Genomic DNA, 15,711 nt, shown 5'->3' with positions numbered 1-15,711 from the left:
GCCCTTATCATGCATCCGCATTTCGGCGAACCGTGCAGTACTTTTGTCAAACATTGGAAAGACGGTTTTTATCACAGGAAGAAAAACATGCACTTTAGAACTGCGGTATTTTATAGCCGAAAAAGATACTTTTAAATAGCAAAAAACTCACCCCTTTAAAATTTGCTGCAATCACTTAAAATATAATTAGTTGAAAGGATTGTTGTTATGCCAGGATTTACCACCCACTATTTATTTGGACTGAATTCTTTTCGTGAATTAGAGGAACCGAATCTTGTTTCCTGCATCCGTAAATTTCCGCATGCATTCTGTATGGGCTTACAGGGACCGGATATTTTCTTTTATTACCTGCCGTCCTACCTTCGCTCTTCCGGAAATATCGGGCAGTTGGCACATCACAAAAATACCGGTGTTTTTCTTACCCAGCTTTTAAAAAGTAAGGACATGTTCTTGGAAGAGACGGAGCAGCAGATTGCCATTTCCTATATCTGCGGCTTTCTTGGACATTATGTCTTAGATACTACCTGTCATCCATATATCTTTGCCAAGTCACACTATGGCACTTATGATAAGGGTTATTTTGGTCATCATGTATATCTGGAAACAGATATTGATGCAGAGCTTCTTACCTATTATAAGAACTGTGCGCCATCTGAATTCAACCAGAGTGCCACCCTGCACATCAGCCGGAAGGAACGGCACATCATTGCTTCTTTATTATTAAAGACTTACAGCTCCACATATAAAGAGTACCGCTTTACTTACCGCTCCATGCAGGCTGCCTTAAAAGCTGTGCAGCTTAATACCGCATGGATTCGTGACCCGCAGGGCAAGAAAAAAGTCCTTGCCCGTAAAATCGAGGCAAAGACTTTAGGTTATGCATGTATTTCTCCGTTGATTCCAAGTGACTACTTTACTTTTACGGTAGACCCGCTGAATCTTCGTCATTTCCGTTGGCGGAATCCATGGAACAAAGAAGATGTCTCCCATGAGTCCTTCTTTGACCTTTTGGATACTGCGGGAACCCGGTATCAGTCCATCTTAAATAAAACTGCAAGACTGTTTACGCTTCCAATCGGAACGCCGGTTTACCGGGAACAGTTAGATGCACTTTCCTTAGAGCTAGGAAACAACTCTTATGATTCCGGACTTCCATTAGAGAAAAATTCCTGAATCTGACCACAGATAATCTCCATGAGGCGGGTGCGGGCTTCCACACTCGCCCATGCAATATGCGGCGTAATCAGTAATTTCTCACTGTCTTTGATTCTGCGCAGCGGATTTTCCGGACTCATCGGTTCTACCCGGAGGACATCCAGTCCTGCTGCCGCAACCTCACCCTGTTCCAAGGCTTCTGCCAAATCCTCTTCTACCACAATCGGTCCTCTTCCAAGGTTTAAGAAAATAGCCGTTTTCTTCATCTGATGAAAAGCTTCTTTATTCATCATATCCAACGTGTTTTCATCCAACGGTGCATGAACGGATACAATATCCGATTCCTTTAACAGTTCTTCGAAGCTGACACGCTCATAGCCCGGCTGGCTGTTTCGTCCGGAAGTGGAATAGTAAATGACACGACAGCCAAAGGCTTTTGCAATATCTGCAACTCTTCTTCCGATATTTCCAAGTCCGATAATGCCCCAGGTCATTTTTGCCAGCTCTCCGAAATGTTTATCAAAGTGGGTAAACATTTTATCTCCGATATATTTTTCATCTTTTACATAGCGGTCATAATAAGGCAGTTTTTCCAGTAAATAAAACAGCATGGCAAAGGTATGCTGTGCCACCGATTCCGTGGAATATCCCGCTACATTGCGCCATGCAATACCACGTTTTTCAAGGTATGCCTTATCGAGATTATTCGTTCCGGTTGCCGTCACACACACAAGCTTTAAGTGGCTTGCATTTCCAATGGTCTTTTCGTTAACTTCTACTTTATTTAGTACCAGCACATCTGCATCCACGCTTCGTACTGCCGCTTCCTCTGCTGTCGAGAAATCATATTTTATAACTTCTCCCAATGCATCATATGCGGATAAATCAATATCCTCTCCAATTGATTTTGCATCTAAAAAAACGATTTTCATTCTGTCTCTTCCTCCTGCAATGCTGCCGCAATTTCATTCATTTTCTTCTTGTCCAGCCGGTAAAATTTCAACGCAATCAAAGAACTTACCCAGCCGATAATCGGTGTTCCGCAAAATAGGAATATGGTTGTATAACGCAATACCGGTGTCAAGGCATCACCAATCTGCGGAAATGTTTTATTATATCCAATCAGTAACATTACCAGTCCTACAAATGCCGTTCCCAGTGCTGCAAAGATTTTATCTACAAAGGAAAACAGTGCTCCCATCAGTCCCGGTACAAATTTACCGCTGCGGTACTGCTCATAATCGGAGCAGTCTGCAATCATCGGCACCACCATATTATTTGTAATGGACTTACAGCCATTTAACAATACAAAGAATAACATAAACCAGAAGGAAATGGCATTAAAATGTTTGAGATTAAAAGTAACCGTATTGATATTATCCTGCATCAATATCACAATCAATAGTAACTGGAAGAAAATGCCAAGTCCCGTAAATAATACCAGTGCCTTCTTCTGTCCCATCCGTTGTGCTGCCCGGATGCCAACGGTCACTACCAAAAGCGTTGGCAATGCTGCCACCACACCAATCCATCCGGCGATTCCATAATTTTCCATCATGATGCCATAAAGCATAACGCCTACTGTTGTATGGCTGTATACCGTTGCCGCAAACCGGTTGGTGCAGGCTGCCATAATCAGCATACGGATTGGCTTGTTCTGTTTTAAAATCAAGAAAAAATCCCACACCTTAATCTTCTGTGTCTGCTGATGTTCATAGCGTCCCGGCTGGTCTTTCTTCCAGATTCCGATTACCGCCAAAAGTGTTGCCAGTGCCGACAATACCACAACCCAGAATACATACTCCACATACAGCTCTTCGTTGGTAAATCCACCGTATTTCGGCACCAGATAATTGGCTACAAACAAGGCACTGCCGCCGTATGCCGCCATGATGAAAATGGAATCGAAATAAGTGGACAGCGGGCGTTTCTTCGGATTATTGGTAATAATCGTCTGCCCCGATTTGGCAACCACAGTCTGAAAGGTATATCCGATAATAAAAATTGCATAGATAATAATAAAATACGGAATCCGTACCCACTTTGGAATCAGATGTGTTGTCGCAAACAGGAGAACAGCACTGACTGCCATCAGTATATTTCCAGCCACCATAAAAGGACGGAATTTTCCAAACCGTCCTTTACTCTTATCCAACAGAAAACCAACCACAGGGTCAGTTACACCATCAAAAATATTCATTGCTGTTACCAGTGAAGAAATCAACACAACAGAAAAGCCAGCCATGGAATTGGCATAGTATGAGATATAGCCCATCAAAGCCAGATACAGATTTGCTGCTGTATTATTCATGGAAAAAAATGCAATCTGCCAGATCTTTGCATCATTATAATGAATTGTCTTTTCCTGCTCTATCTGTTCACTCATCATTCCTGCTTCTTACTTCTTCAAATAATTCTTTAATGCTACCATCTGTTCTTTTCCCTCAAGATAACCTTCTTCGTATAATTCTTCTAACCGCTTCGGGTCACTTTCGGTTCTGCCTACCCCATGGGTCGTATCCGGTGCAATTACAAAAACGCGTCCTTCTTTTTCCAACCGGAATAATTTTTGCATGGACTCATTATATTTTGCCGGACGCTCCTTCAAATCCTTTACGATATTTGGATAACGCCGATATAATGCAGAAGAAATCTTCGTTCCTCCATCCGTATGCTTCTCATAGCCACGCTCTCTTGTCAGTACGACAATTACTTTATCGCAGCCCTGCTCTAATGCCCTCTCAAATGGAACGGAATCTGCCACGCCGCCATCCAGATAATAGCGTCTGCCTACCTGCACCGGCTTGAAAAATACCGGAAGTGCACAGCTTGCTTCGATAACTGACATGCTGGAGCTGTCTCTTGGCACTTCAAGATACTCTGCTTTACCGGAATGAATGTTGGTCACTGCTGCTTCCACCTGTCCCGGAAATGCTGCAAATGCATCATAATCAAAGGGCAGTAATTTATTTGGCACTTCATCAAAGACGTAATCCAGATTATAAAAGGTCTTGCGGTTCTTATCAAATAAGAACTTAAATCCCTGATAATTGCCATCTGACATATATTTTCTTGCAAGCTCTAAGTTTCTGCCGTGCTGCTTTGACAAATAGGATAAGCCAAAGGCTATTCCTGCCGATACGCCGATAAAATAATCAGGCATTATATTTTCTTCAAGAAATGCGTCTGCCACTCCACAGGAAAAAATTGTCCTGCTGGCTCCGCCTTCAAATACCATTCCAAGTTTCATATGCAATCGCCTGCCTTATCTTTTCTTACTCTACTGTGGTTTTACAATCAGTTTGACACCACTTATTGCCACAACTTCTGCAGTAGTATCTGCTTCTATGGTAACTGCATCGTCATTGCTTCTTGCCGTCCATTCCTGTCCGTTTAATACAGCTGTTCCTGTCTCCTCGATATTGTCAATCTTCATGGTTACACGTACGGTCTTTCCGATGGCATCCTCGTAATTCGTCCGGGTCTTATGCGGGTTTAAATATTTTACTGCCCATGGTCTTGTAAAGAATAACAATACAAAAGATACCACAAGGAATAAAATTACCTGCAGCCAGACTGGACCTCCTACTGCTGCCACAATCAGGGCTGCCATGCTTCCTCCTGCAAACCAGATGGTTGTCAGTCCTACCGTAATAATCTCTATAATCAGTAATATTACAAAAAGTGCTAACCAGAAAATAATCATCTCCTGCTCCTCCCTTTTCTTCGTTTGCATCTATTATAGCAAAAAGTCATATATATAGGAAGTAGAACCTTCTCTTTTCCTTATGTCTTTTCCTAAGCTTTACAGATTCTTCTCAAGATTATGGCGCACCCGCTTTAAAAGAGAGTATAGCTCATCCGCTTCCTCTTTTGTCATTCCATCCACCAGGAGCTTCTCCACTCCAGAAAAGAAGTTCATCATTTTCAAATGCTGCTGTTCCCCTTTTTTCGTCAGAAGAATCTGCTTTAATCGTGCGTCCTCTTTTAGTTCTTTTCTGGTAATCAGCTCCTTTTTCTCCATGGACTGTAACATTTTGCTTGCCGTTGCCCTGGAAATTAAGAATTCCTGCTCGATGTCCTTCTGGCAAATGACCTTATCTTTATTACAATATAAAAAGCCCAGTGTCCGCCCCTGCATCGGTGCCACACCATCTCGGTGATCCGCACCATACCGGTCGCAGTACATCCCTATCATATTGTGTATGACCCGGATATCGTTTCCAAGTTTTCTCTCTTTGCACATTTCATAATCCTTCTTTTCTTTCCCGAAAAATTCATTGACATATAAAAAATATTGTTATATAACAATATCTGTTAGTATGCTAACATTTATGTTATAGCATACAATTTAGAAAAAAGGAAGTGAAATTTATGTTAAAGACTTTAGCTGCCCAGATTAAAGAATTTAAACGTGATTCCATCTTAACTCCTATCTTTATGATTCTTGAGGTTCTGATGGAAACTTTAATTCCTTTTCTGATGGCTTCCATCATTGATAATGGTGTCAACAAGGGTGACATCCATCACATCTACGTAGTCGGTGCCTGGATGGTCGTTGCTGCATGCTTCTCCCTGTTTGCCGGAATTATGGGTGGAAAATATGGTGCCCGGGCATCCACCGGATTTGCCCGCAACTTAAGGAAATCCATGTTTGAAAATATTCAGACCTTTTCCTTTGCTAACATTGATAAATACAGCACTGCAGGTCTTGTTACCCGTATGACTACTGACGTCACCAACCTGCAGAATGCTTACCAGATGATCCTCCGCATGTGTACGAGAGCACCGGCCAGTCTGATTTGTGCCATGGCAATGTCCTTCTTTATCAGTCCGAAGCTTGCCAGCGTTTATCTGATTGCCGTTATCCTCTTAGGTGGTGTGCTTGCTATCATCATCCGGTTTGCTACCAGATATTTTAATGAAGCTTTTCCAAAATATGATGACTTAAATGCAAGAGTCCAGGAAAATGTTTCCGCTATCCGTGTCGTAAAAGCTTATGTCCGTGAAGACCATGAAGCTTCTACTTTTAAGAAAGCCAGTGGAAATATTTACAAGCTCCTGGTAAAGGCTGAAAATGTTGTTGTTTTCAACGCTCCTGCCATGCAGTTTACGGTATATACCTGTATCCTTTTAATCAGCTGGCTTGGTGCAAAGATGATTGTAAACAGCAGCCTCACTACCGGTGAGCTGATGAGTCTCTTAACCTACTGTATGAATATTCTGATGAGCCTGATGATGCTCTCCATGGTATTTGTCATGATTACCATGAGTGTTGCCAGCGCCCGCCGTGTTTCTGAAGTATTAAACGAAAAGAGTAACTTAAATAACCCAAAGCATCCGGTTATGGAAGTAAAAGACGGAAGTATTACCTTCGACCATGTTACCTTCAGCTATAAAGAAGATGCGGCTGAGCCGGTTCTTTCCGATATCAATCTGTCTATTCATTCCGGTGAAACCATTGGTATCTTAGGCGGAACCGGAAGTTCCAAGTCCAGTCTGGTGAACTTAATCAGCCGTCTGTATGATGTAAATGAAGGCTCTGTCTCCGTTGGCGGCATTGATGTAAGAAAGTATGACCTTGATACCCTGCGTAATCAGGTTGCTGTTGTACTGCAGAAAAACGTACTTTTCTCCGGTACAATTCTTGATAACCTGCGCTGGGGCGATAAAAATGCTACGGAAGAAGAATGTATCCGTGCCTGCAAATTAGCATGTGCCGATGATTTTATCAACACTTTTCCGGATAAATACAATACATACATCGAACAGGGGGGAACCAACGTATCCGGTGGTCAGAAGCAGCGTCTTTGTATTGCCCGTGCCCTCTTAAAGAAACCGAAAATTCTGATTCTGGATGACAGCACCAGTGCCGTAGATACCGCAACCGATGCGAAAATCCGCAAAGCCTTTGCCGAAGAGATTCCGGGTACAACCAAGCTGATTATTGCCCAGCGAATCTCCAGTGTCCAGAGTGCTGACCGCATTATTGTCTTAGATGAAGGTAAGATTAACGGCTTTGGAACCCACGAAGAATTATTAGCAAATAATGCCATCTACCGTGATGTCTATGAATCCCAGACCGGCGGCGGTGGTGACTTTGATGAGAATGGAGGTGCTCAGTAATGGCTGAAAAAAGAAAAGTAAAGAATCCGGGCAAATTATTCTGCCGTCTGATGGCTTACATTTTCCGGAAATACGGAATTGCCTGCTTCCTGGTACTTGTCTTTATTGTACTAAGTGTTCTTGCCAACACCCAGGGAACCATGTTTATGAAAACCCTGATTGACAGCTATATTATCCCGATTCTGAATTCACCGGATAAGAACTTTGCACCGCTGGCTGCTGCCATCCTTCGTGTTGCATGCTTTTACGGTGTGGGAGTTTTAAGTACCTTTGCTTATTCTAAGATTATGATATATGTTACGCAGGGTACTTTAAATGATTTGCGAATCGATTTGTTTACCCATATGGAAACACTGCCAATTAAATACTTTGACACGCATGCCCACGGCGATATCATGTCTGTATACACCAATGACATTGATACCCTTCGTCAGATGATCAGCCAGAGTATTCCGCAGTTAATCAACAGTGTCATTACCATTGTCAGTGTACTGATTTACATGATTATCCTGAATATCCCACTGACTGTTCTTACTCTTGTAATGGTTGGTGTCATGCTCCTTGTCACGAAAAATCTTGCCGGGAAAAGTGGTAAATACTTTATTGCTCAGCAGCGTGACCTTGGTGCAACCAATGGTTTTATCGAAGAAATGATGGATGGTCAGAAGGTAATTAAAGTCTTCTGCCACGAAGAAGAAAGTATCGAAGCTTTTAACAAATTAAATGACCAGCTTTTCCACAGTGCTGACAATGCCAACAAATTTGCCAATATCTTAATGCCGGCAAATGCCCAGATTGGTAACATCAGTTATGTACTCTGTGCCATGGTTGGTGGTGTCCTCGCCTTAAATGGCATCGGCGGATTTACACTGGGCGGACTGGCAAGTTTCTTAACCTTTAACAAAAGCTTTAATATGCCAATCAACCAGGTCAGCCAGCAGTTAAACAGTATTGTTATGGCTATGGCAGGTTCCGAGCGAATCTTCACCCTTTTGGATGAAACACCGGAAACAGATGAAGGTTATGTTACTCTTGTCAATGTAGAAAAAGACGGAGAAAAGCTTGTAGAGACCTCCAATACCCGAAGCGGACGCTGGGCCTGGAAACACCAGCATCAGGCAGACGGCTCCATTGACTATGTAGAGTTAAAGGGAGATGTGGTCTTCGATGATGTAGACTTTGGATATAATGATGATAAGATTGTCTTACACAATGTAAAATTATTTGCTACTCCCGGTCAGAAAATTGCTTTTGTCGGTTCTACCGGTGCTGGTAAGACCACCATTACGAACCTGATTAACCGTTTCTATGATATCCAGGATGGTAAAATCCGTTATGACGGTATCAATATCAACAAGATTAAGAAAGCTGACTTAAGACACTCTCTTGGCATCGTATTACAGGATACTCACCTCTTTACCGCCAGCGTAATGGAAAATATCCGCTACGGTAAACTGGATGCTACCGACGATGAAGTTATCGCTGCTGCAAAGCTTGCCAATGCTGATTCCTTTATCCGCCATCTTCCGGATGGTTACAATACCATGCTGACCGGTGATGGTGCCAACTTAAGCCAGGGACAGCGTCAGTTACTTGCCATCGCCCGTGCAGCTGTTGCCAATCCTCCGGTACTGATTCTTGACGAAGCAACCAGCTCCATCGATACCAGAACCGAACGTATCGTTCAGGATGGTATGGATAAACTGATGGCAGGCAGAACAACCTTTGTCATTGCCCACCGTCTCTCCACTGTTAAGAACAGTGACTGTATCATGGTATTAGAGCAGGGCCGCATTATTGAACGGGGCAGCCACGACGAACTACTTGCCCAGAAGGGTAAATATTATCAGTTGTATACCGGACTGCACGGATAAACTTTCTACATACAGGTTCTGTCATAGACAGTGCTTTATAGCTTCTTAGCAACGTAAAAGACACGAAGTATGTTTTAACCAACTGTTGTTTGTCTGAACATACCTCGTGTCTTCTTTCGTATTCTATGCAATGTCTGCTATGCAAATGGTTTTGCCACAAATTTTCCTTTACAATATCTGGCAAGAATATTCCGATCATTGCCATCATAGATATACTGCTTATTTTCGAATGAATTTATCATCCTGCGTGGTTTCATCGTCCGATACGTAACGTTCTACTCTCATGTGAAGGTCGTATTTATCCCTCAATGCCGCAATGGTCTGCATCATCGGAGAAGCATGATGCACATCTAATGCCTGCTGATTCTCCCAACTGTCTATTAAAAGCACCGTTTTCTCATCCTGCATCGGTATAAAATATTCATACCTTAAATTGCCCTCTTCCCGGCGGATTGCATCTGCCGTTCCGCTGCTTTCCATCTCCCGGGCAAACTTTAATGCATTTCCATTTTCACCGGTGTAATAAAGATTTACTGTTATACTCATATGCGTCTCCCTCCTGATAATATTTTTATTTTATAAATGTAATATTGCAGTTATCAAAATTCTAGTTATAAAGTCTCTAAGAAATGAATCATCAGTTTCTTTAATCCCTGTTGCTCTGTTGCAAGTATTACATTCATCAGATTTGCTTCTAACATTCGTTTCATTTTCTTCTTTAATTTCATATGCGTCACTCCTTTTTTAACGGAGCCCGGAATTTATTTTCCGGGCTCCAACATGCTATAAATGCAAGGGACATATGGCGATGTCTTCCTTACAGTCCAAGGATAACATGTTTTCTGTTCTCTGCAACAAGTGTGACGGATTTTGAATGATCGTTTCAAAAGAATCGGCTCTTATGAATAAAATCTTGAAATTTTGTTTCATTTTATTGCTATGATTTTTCTGTATCACACAGGTTCTTTACACCAATCTCATAATATTGCTTGCTCAGTTTTATATTTTCATCATAACCGGCAGAAAATTCCATTGCAAACATAACATCCAGAAGGTATTTTGTTGCTGCGGAAAATGCCACTGTCCACAGTCCTTCCATCCGGATACTTCCACACTCTGTCAGTGTTCTTGGTGTCAGCAGAACCTCATCCACATATGTTTTCATCCTGCTTTTGCCCTGGGATGTAATCAGAATGGTTTTTGCTTTTGCCCGATGTAAATCCCTTACCAGTTCCACCAGCTTCTTATTATTTCCGGTATGACTAATCATGATGGACAGATGATTTTCATTATTCTGCAATGCCATCATCCTTTGTATATTATCTTCCGCATAAGTATTTGCCACCTTATCGCAATGGAAAAACTGACTGCAGCCGTAGCGTGCCAGATGTATATTCATATCAAAGGCATAGAAATCAATGTACTTGGCCTCATGCACCATTTTTCCCACCCGCGCCAGCTGATCAATCGTAAGAAGACGCTTTGTCTTTTCAACGGCAAGGGTGTCAATGTCCGCAATCTTATTCATAATGGTCATGGCATTTTCCTGCTGCTGTATTACAAAATGCTCTGTGGTCGTCTCCTGTCCACCCTCCGTACTCTGCAATTCACTTAGGAAACGCAGCCGGAATTCTCCATAATCCTGACAGCCGATTTTCCGGCAAAAGCGGCTTACAGCAGCAGTACTGCTATAAGAAACTTCCCCTAACTGCTTTGCTGTCATGGAAATGACAGCCTCCGGATGTTCCATCAGATAATCACGAATATTTCTTTCCCGTTCCGTCAAGTCCTTCCGCTCCTGCATCTGTCGGATAATTTCCATTTACCATTCTCCTTTTTACGCATTGAATTCCTCTAAAATTGCATACAATTCTTCAGCACTAGCTGCCAGATGTGTTGCTCCATGCTCCTTTAAAAACGGAACATCCCGGAATCCCCAGGTCACACTGATACATGGCATACCGGAATTTGCTGCTGTTGCAATGTCCACATCAGAATCGCCTACATAGACCGCTTCTTCCCTGCTGCTTCCAAGCTCCTTTAACGCCTGCATAACAGTGTCAGGTGCGGGTTTCTTACGAATGCCATCTTTTTCTCCAATGGCAACTTCAATCTTTCCTTTAAAATAAATCTGCTGTAATTCCTTTACTGCAAAATCCGCTTTATTTGAAACAATTGCAAGGCGATAGCCCTGTCCCTTTAAGGAAGTAATTATTTCTTCCACGCCCGGATAAAGACAGGTTGTATCATTACAATGCTCACCATAATATTCTTTAAAAGCTGCAAATACATGCTCAAATTCCGGATTTTCCTCTCCGCCCTCTAACGCACGCTCAATCAGCTTGCGGATGCCATTTCCGACAAATTTCCGGACATCCTCTATACTGTGCTGTGGCTGTCCATATTTTTCCAATGCATAATTGGTTGCATCAGTCAAATCCTTTAATGTGTTTAATAAGGTTCCATCCAAGTCAAAGATAACAGTGTTATATTTTTTCATCCTTCTTCTGCCTTTCTGTCACTTCCCCCGCCCCATAATTAGCAGACAGCAAATGTAAATCATGCGCTGACATTGCTCATGAGAAGCTGTCCTCTTGTAGCCATATAATTTCTGCCACATTTTCTTTCTCAGACTCCGTGCACACGCAGATGTGGTAATCCGGTATCTCATCATACTCTGCGAAGCTTACCGGCTGCAGGATGCCTTCCCGGTAAAATGCTATGCCATCTTTCTTCGGATAAGATGCGATGCCATTCTCCCTCCGGTGAACTGCAATGCAGTTTAAGGGAAAGGTAATTCCTTCGCCACTCCATTTTACATAGCTTTCCTTGGCTGTCCAGAGACGTACAAATGCCATTTCTTTATCCGGCTGGCTTTGTATCCATGCCTGCTCGTCCTTTGTGAAGCACTTGTCTAAAAGCGTCTGCTTTAATGCTCTCCGGTGTTCGATGTCAATTCCAACCGGTGCATCAGAAAATACCGCCACTGCATAGTTTCCTGTGTGAGACAGATTAAAATGCAGTCCCTCACAGCCTGCCACCTGCGGCTTGCCATGGGTTCCCATTATAAGCTGACAGGCATCTAAATCTATGCCATTTTCCCGTAACCCATAGGAAAGCAGGATGCCTGCAGCAATACTCCGCAGTCTGTCCTCTTCTTTTTTTATTTTATTTACCTTCTCCCAACGTGTGGGAAGCAATTTTATTTGTTCTTTATATTCCGGATGCTCTTTTAACAGCCGGATATCCATTCCATATATGCTCCACATATCCACATCATAGCACAAATACAAAAAGTTCTCCACATTCTGTTATAAAAAAAGAATGTGCCTTGGCACATTATCGCGCCTGCGGCGGTCGCTTGCGACATCTACCTTATACGCCGCAGTGCGCATCCTCGCGGAGCATTTTTTACTTTACAGGAAAGCAATTTCCTGTAAAGTAAAAAATCCCCGGGCAAAATACTTCTCTTCCCATAAGAAGCATTTTGCCCGGGGTTCCACTTTTAAACTATGTAATTAGTCCTGATTGATAGTCTCATTTAAGATTCCAGTAATCTCTTTCATGGACTTTTCAAACTCTTCATCATTGTTGTTATTGAAAATCAGTAAATCATCTTTTACATTCGGATCATGCAGATCTTCCGGAATCTCAAAGTTACAGGATGCAATATATTCATCCCAGTGCTCTAACTTCCAATCATCACGGTCAGATGCTCTGGTAATCATTCTCTCATGGACGATTTCCGGATCTGTCTGTACCCAGATTGTTACTAATGTAGCATCTTTCTTTGCCAGCTGGGCTTTCAGACCTTTGATATATTCCATATCACGGATTTCTCTTGTAAATGGTGCATTGATAAGAACCAGATCTTCATACTCCAATGCCTCCAGTGCCAGATTTACGACACATTCATATTCATAATCACGAATGTTCTTCTCAAAGAAATCACTGCTTCTATTATATGGCTGTCCAGCCACTACAAAAATCTGTTTAGATAATGTAATTAAAGTATCCTTATCCAGATATACAATATGATTTAATCTCTTTGCCAGTTCTTTTGAAATATATGTTTTCCCGCAAGCTGGCGGTGATGTTACGATAATCAGTTTCTTGCTCATTTCTACTTCTTCCTCCGTATTGCCTGTTCATTTTTCCCTCTATTATAAAACAGGTTTTCCGATAGAACAAGGGGTTTTTTTTACTTTTTTTCCTATTTTTTCATAAATATGCAATATTTTTTAAGATAATAACAGCCGTTTATCTTAGAATTTCTCCGTTACTTTCGATTACTTTTTTGTACCAGTAAAAGGATTTCTTTTTGGTTCTCTTCAAGGTGCATTATATCCGATTGGTGGTCTCCCACTGTCGGTTTTCCGCTGGCACTGATAGCATCTCCTAATACGATGGTCAGTACCTTCTTATATTTATCCTTAGAAAGTGGCAGAAGATTCTGCTCATCCTTTACCAGTGTAATTGCTTTATCGGATACCTGATATGCCATGTCAATATGCTTCTTACAACGCAAAATATCAAGGGCGGACTCATCCGGAATCAGAGTATGCGATTTCTGTTTCTCATGCAGCTTCAAAGATGCTTTTGTTGCCAAAATATAAGTAACCGCCTCATTCAGACGTTCTTCTGAAATTATGCCACTCTTAACTGCCTCTAAAACAGTCTCGTAATCCTCTTTCAGATTCTTCGTAAATAAAAGCATGTCACAGCCTGCATTGATGGATTTCGGAAGCAGCTCTTTACGTCTTCCGGCACAGCCAAAGCCTACCATATTGGTGACATCTGTAGTAATCATTCCGTTGAAACCAAGCTTTCCTCTTAACAATCCCTGTAGCAGTTCTTTCGATAATGATGCTATATGCAAAAAAATGCCCTTTTTCCACACAAATTTGATTTGCACATTTATTTTATCCGGTGTATATTTTTACTGAACTGACAAAAGAAAGAAGGTCGAAAAAAATGGAACACATTGCAAGAAATGATGCTTTGGCATTACTGAAAAAATATAACAAAGACCCTTTTCATATTCAGCATGCGCTTACGGTTGAAGCTGTTATGAAATGGTATGCCAATGAATTAGGCTATGGCGAGGATGCTGAATACTGGGGTATCGTGGGACTGCTTCACGATATCGACTTCGAATTATATCCTGCCGAGCATTGTCTTAAGGCTCCGGAATTGTTAAAGGATGGCGGCGTTTCGGATGACATTATTCATGCGGTCTGTTCCCACGGCTACGGCATTACCGTAGAATGTGGCACAACCATTGATGTGGAACCGCTTCACGAAATGGAAAAGGTCTTATTTGCTGCAGACGAATTAACCGGTCTTATCTGGGCAGCCGCACTGATGCGTCCGTCCAAAAGCACGAAAGATATGGAATTAAAATCCCTAAAGAAGAAATATAAAAGCAAAGGCTTTGCTGCCGGATGTTCCCGCGAGGTCATCGAGCGCGGTGCCGCTCAGCTTGGCTGGGATTTAGAGAAACTGCTTACCATGACTTTACAGGCAATGGCGGCAACCGAAGATGAAATTAAGGCGGAAATGGACGCGGAATAATTTTTCTGTCTTGCTCCTGCCCTCTTCCTATGTTAAAATGTGAAAAAGCATATATTATACAATCTATATGGCACTTTCTATAGTTCAAATCCGGTTCTGCATAGAACCCAGCATTTCTGTATCTATCTATGCTTTTGATTCACTATTTAACTAAAAAGCAGGAGCGATACAGTATGGAAATAACTACCATTATTCGATAGCAGGTAATCTTTTGCCACTGGATATGATATTTATTTTCTATTGCTGCTTATCCTCCTGCCACACACAAGGAGGACTTGCTTATGACAGGAAAAGCACATGAAGCAAATGAAACAACGAAACGCACACCGGTGGCGAACCGCAAATTTAAGGACACTGTTTTCCGGATGCTGTTTTCGGATAAGGAAGCACTATTATCCCTTTATAATGCAGTTAATAACAGTCATTACACGGATTCTTGTGCACTTGAAATTGTAACCCTGGAAAATGCCATTTATGTTACAAAGGTTCGTTCCTTTACAGAACAGATGCCTTTGGATGATGCCGTGCAAAAGGCTGTCACCGAATGCATTCAGGAAAATATTCTGGCAGATTTTCTTAGGAAGAATCAGGCGGAGGTAATTGCTATGAGTATTTTTGAATATGATAAAGTTGAAGAAGAGAAAAAACTGAGAAAAGCTGAATTTGACGCCGGTGTTGAACAGGGATTAAAGCAGGGTGTTGCCCAGGGGATTGAGCAAGGATTAAAGCAGGCTTCTACCGATACCGCCCTTCGTCTATTAAAAACAGGAAAGTTTGATGCGAAGGAAATAGCGGAACTTTGTAATCTTCCTTTAGAGGACGTTACTGCACTCATGAAATAACTTTTATATTACATAAATATTTGATACCTATAGAACCTGCCACCGGCAGCTCAAGAAACCCGCAGACCACCTGTTTTCAAACAGATAATCTGCGGGTTTCCTGCTATAATCTTATTTCTAGTTCTATTTCTATTTCCGGT

Annotated in this window: 16 protein-coding genes; 5 read left to right on the top strand and 11 right to left on the bottom strand. The window is 41.9% G+C overall.

The window, feature by feature from the left end:
* The first annotated feature begins 207 nt into the window (after positions 1-207).
* Positions 208-1,173, top strand: coding sequence for a zinc dependent phospholipase C family protein (locus OCV43_RS00545; RefSeq protein ID WP_262623141.1), 966 nt, complete (start codon positions 208-210; stop codon positions 1,171-1,173).
* On the opposite strand, the gene OCV43_RS00540 is transcribed toward OCV43_RS00545, so the two are convergent.
* From OCV43_RS00540 to OCV43_RS00520, 5 genes are all read right to left on the bottom strand, one after another.
* Complete coding sequence (locus tag OCV43_RS00540) at positions 1,137-2,087, bottom strand: D-2-hydroxyacid dehydrogenase (RefSeq protein ID WP_262623140.1); 951 nt, start codon at positions 2,085-2,087, stop codon at positions 1,137-1,139. The genes OCV43_RS00545 and OCV43_RS00540 overlap by 37 nt on opposite strands.
* The gene (locus OCV43_RS00535) at positions 2,084-3,541 is read right to left on the bottom strand and encodes an MFS transporter (RefSeq protein WP_262623139.1); all 1,458 of its coding nucleotides are present in this window, start codon (positions 3,539-3,541) and stop codon (positions 2,084-2,086) included. The genes OCV43_RS00540 and OCV43_RS00535 overlap by 4 nt, the downstream gene beginning before the upstream one ends.
* Before the next feature lie 12 nt (positions 3,542-3,553).
* Positions 3,554-4,405 carry a patatin-like phospholipase family protein gene (locus OCV43_RS00530; RefSeq protein WP_117947180.1) on the bottom strand — a complete coding sequence of 284 codons (852 nt, stop codon included), beginning with the start codon at positions 4,403-4,405 and terminating at the stop codon, positions 3,554-3,556.
* A 30-nt stretch (positions 4,406-4,435) separates the two neighbouring features.
* The gene (locus OCV43_RS00525; RefSeq protein ID WP_022243497.1) at positions 4,436-4,861 is read right to left on the bottom strand and encodes an NfeD family protein; all 426 of its coding nucleotides are present in this window, start codon (positions 4,859-4,861) and stop codon (positions 4,436-4,438) included.
* A 99-nt stretch (positions 4,862-4,960) separates the two neighbouring features.
* Positions 4,961-5,401 (bottom strand): MarR family winged helix-turn-helix transcriptional regulator, encoded by a 441-nt coding sequence (locus OCV43_RS00520; RefSeq protein ID WP_262623138.1) that lies wholly within the window; start codon positions 5,399-5,401, stop codon positions 4,961-4,963.
* Between the two features lie 128 nt (positions 5,402-5,529).
* Between OCV43_RS00520 and OCV43_RS00515 the strand changes: the two genes are divergently transcribed.
* Positions 5,530-7,281 (top strand): ABC transporter ATP-binding protein, encoded by a 1,752-nt coding sequence (locus tag OCV43_RS00515; protein WP_117841563.1) that lies wholly within the window; start codon positions 5,530-5,532, stop codon positions 7,279-7,281.
* Positions 7,281-9,155, top strand: coding sequence for an ABC transporter ATP-binding protein (locus OCV43_RS00510; RefSeq protein ID WP_262623137.1), 1,875 nt, complete (start codon positions 7,281-7,283; stop codon positions 9,153-9,155). Before OCV43_RS00515 ends, OCV43_RS00510 begins: the two co-directional genes overlap by 1 nt.
* A gap of 219 nt (positions 9,156-9,374) precedes the next feature.
* Here OCV43_RS00510 and OCV43_RS00505 read toward each other — a convergent pair whose 3' ends face one another.
* The 6 genes from OCV43_RS00505 to OCV43_RS14160 form a co-directional block, all read right to left on the bottom strand.
* Entirely contained in the window at positions 9,375-9,701 is a 327-nt protein-coding gene (locus tag OCV43_RS00505; RefSeq protein ID WP_022243501.1) for a putative quinol monooxygenase, read from the bottom strand.
* Positions 9,702-10,092: 391 nt separating this feature from the next.
* Positions 10,093-10,977, bottom strand: coding sequence for a MurR/RpiR family transcriptional regulator (locus OCV43_RS00500; protein ID WP_227700789.1), 885 nt, complete (start codon positions 10,975-10,977; stop codon positions 10,093-10,095).
* 15 nt (positions 10,978-10,992) lie between these two features.
* On the bottom strand, positions 10,993-11,655 hold the full coding sequence (locus OCV43_RS00495; protein ID WP_262623136.1) for an HAD family hydrolase: 663 nt from the start codon (positions 11,653-11,655) through the stop codon (positions 10,993-10,995).
* 76 nt (positions 11,656-11,731) lie between these two features.
* The gene (locus tag OCV43_RS00490) at positions 11,732-12,448 is read right to left on the bottom strand and encodes a 4'-phosphopantetheinyl transferase family protein (protein WP_262623135.1); all 717 of its coding nucleotides are present in this window, start codon (positions 12,446-12,448) and stop codon (positions 11,732-11,734) included.
* 225 nt (positions 12,449-12,673) lie between these two features.
* Positions 12,674-13,276: a P-loop nucleotide/nucleoside kinase family protein gene (locus tag OCV43_RS00485; RefSeq protein WP_117697827.1), complete on the bottom strand. Its 603-nt coding sequence runs from the start codon at positions 13,274-13,276 to the stop codon at positions 12,674-12,676.
* A gap of 158 nt (positions 13,277-13,434) precedes the next feature.
* Positions 13,435-14,034 carry a glycoside hydrolase family 3 N-terminal domain-containing protein gene (locus OCV43_RS14160; protein WP_227700791.1) on the bottom strand — a complete coding sequence of 200 codons (600 nt, stop codon included), beginning with the start codon at positions 14,032-14,034 and terminating at the stop codon, positions 13,435-13,437.
* A 95-nt stretch (positions 14,035-14,129) separates the two neighbouring features.
* Here OCV43_RS14160 and OCV43_RS00475 point away from each other — a divergent pair, with 95 nt between their 5' ends.
* Both OCV43_RS00475 and OCV43_RS00470 read left to right on the top strand, forming a co-directional pair.
* The gene (locus tag OCV43_RS00475) at positions 14,130-14,729 is read left to right on the top strand and encodes an HD domain-containing protein (protein ID WP_227700792.1); all 600 of its coding nucleotides are present in this window, start codon (positions 14,130-14,132) and stop codon (positions 14,727-14,729) included.
* Positions 14,730-15,010: 281 nt separating this feature from the next.
* Positions 15,011-15,571 carry an RpnC/YadD family protein gene (locus OCV43_RS00470; protein ID WP_262623134.1) on the top strand — a complete coding sequence of 187 codons (561 nt, stop codon included), beginning with the start codon at positions 15,011-15,013 and terminating at the stop codon, positions 15,569-15,571.
* The last annotated feature ends 140 nt before the right edge of the window (positions 15,572-15,711 follow it).

Origin of the sequence: Roseburia amylophila (assembly GCF_025567465.1) — a bacterium.
Taxonomy (GTDB): domain Bacteria; phylum Bacillota; class Clostridia; order Lachnospirales; family Lachnospiraceae; genus Roseburia_C; species Roseburia_C amylophila.
Note: the sequence above shows the minus strand (reverse complement) of the source record. Positions and strands in the feature narration are given on the sequence as shown.

What these genes read in the sequence shown, in the direction of transcription:
- OCV43_RS00485 (WP_117697827.1), bottom strand. Translation starts at nt 13,276, where the DNA reads ATGAGCAAGAAACTGATTATCGTAACATCACCGCCAGCTTGCGGGAAA.
- OCV43_RS00495 (WP_262623136.1), bottom strand. Translation starts at nt 11,655, where the DNA reads ATGAAAAAATATAACACTGTTATCTTTGACTTGGATGGAACCTTATTA.
- OCV43_RS00530 (WP_117947180.1), bottom strand. Translation starts at nt 4,405, where the DNA reads ATGAAACTTGGAATGGTATTTGAAGGCGGAGCCAGCAGGACAATTTTT.
- OCV43_RS00510 (WP_262623137.1), top strand. Translation starts at nt 7,281, where the DNA reads ATGGCTGAAAAAAGAAAAGTAAAGAATCCGGGCAAATTATTCTGCCGT.
- OCV43_RS00520 (WP_262623138.1), bottom strand. Translation starts at nt 5,401, where the DNA reads ATGTGCAAAGAGAGAAAACTTGGAAACGATATCCGGGTCATACACAAT.
- OCV43_RS00515 (WP_117841563.1), top strand. Translation starts at nt 5,530, where the DNA reads ATGTTAAAGACTTTAGCTGCCCAGATTAAAGAATTTAAACGTGATTCC.
- OCV43_RS00535 (WP_262623139.1), bottom strand. Translation starts at nt 3,541, where the DNA reads ATGAGTGAACAGATAGAGCAGGAAAAGACAATTCATTATAATGATGCA.
- OCV43_RS00525 (WP_022243497.1), bottom strand. Translation starts at nt 4,861, where the DNA reads ATGATTATTTTCTGGTTAGCACTTTTTGTAATATTACTGATTATAGAG.
- OCV43_RS00545 (WP_262623141.1), top strand. Translation starts at nt 208, where the DNA reads ATGCCAGGATTTACCACCCACTATTTATTTGGACTGAATTCTTTTCGT.
- OCV43_RS00505 (WP_022243501.1), bottom strand. Translation starts at nt 9,701, where the DNA reads ATGAGTATAACAGTAAATCTTTATTACACCGGTGAAAATGGAAATGCA.
- OCV43_RS00500 (WP_227700789.1), bottom strand. Translation starts at nt 10,977, where the DNA reads ATGGAAATTATCCGACAGATGCAGGAGCGGAAGGACTTGACGGAACGG.
- OCV43_RS00470 (WP_262623134.1), top strand. Translation starts at nt 15,011, where the DNA reads ATGACAGGAAAAGCACATGAAGCAAATGAAACAACGAAACGCACACCG.
- OCV43_RS00475 (WP_227700792.1), top strand. Translation starts at nt 14,130, where the DNA reads ATGGAACACATTGCAAGAAATGATGCTTTGGCATTACTGAAAAAATAT.
- OCV43_RS00540 (WP_262623140.1), bottom strand. Translation starts at nt 2,087, where the DNA reads ATGAAAATCGTTTTTTTAGATGCAAAATCAATTGGAGAGGATATTGAT.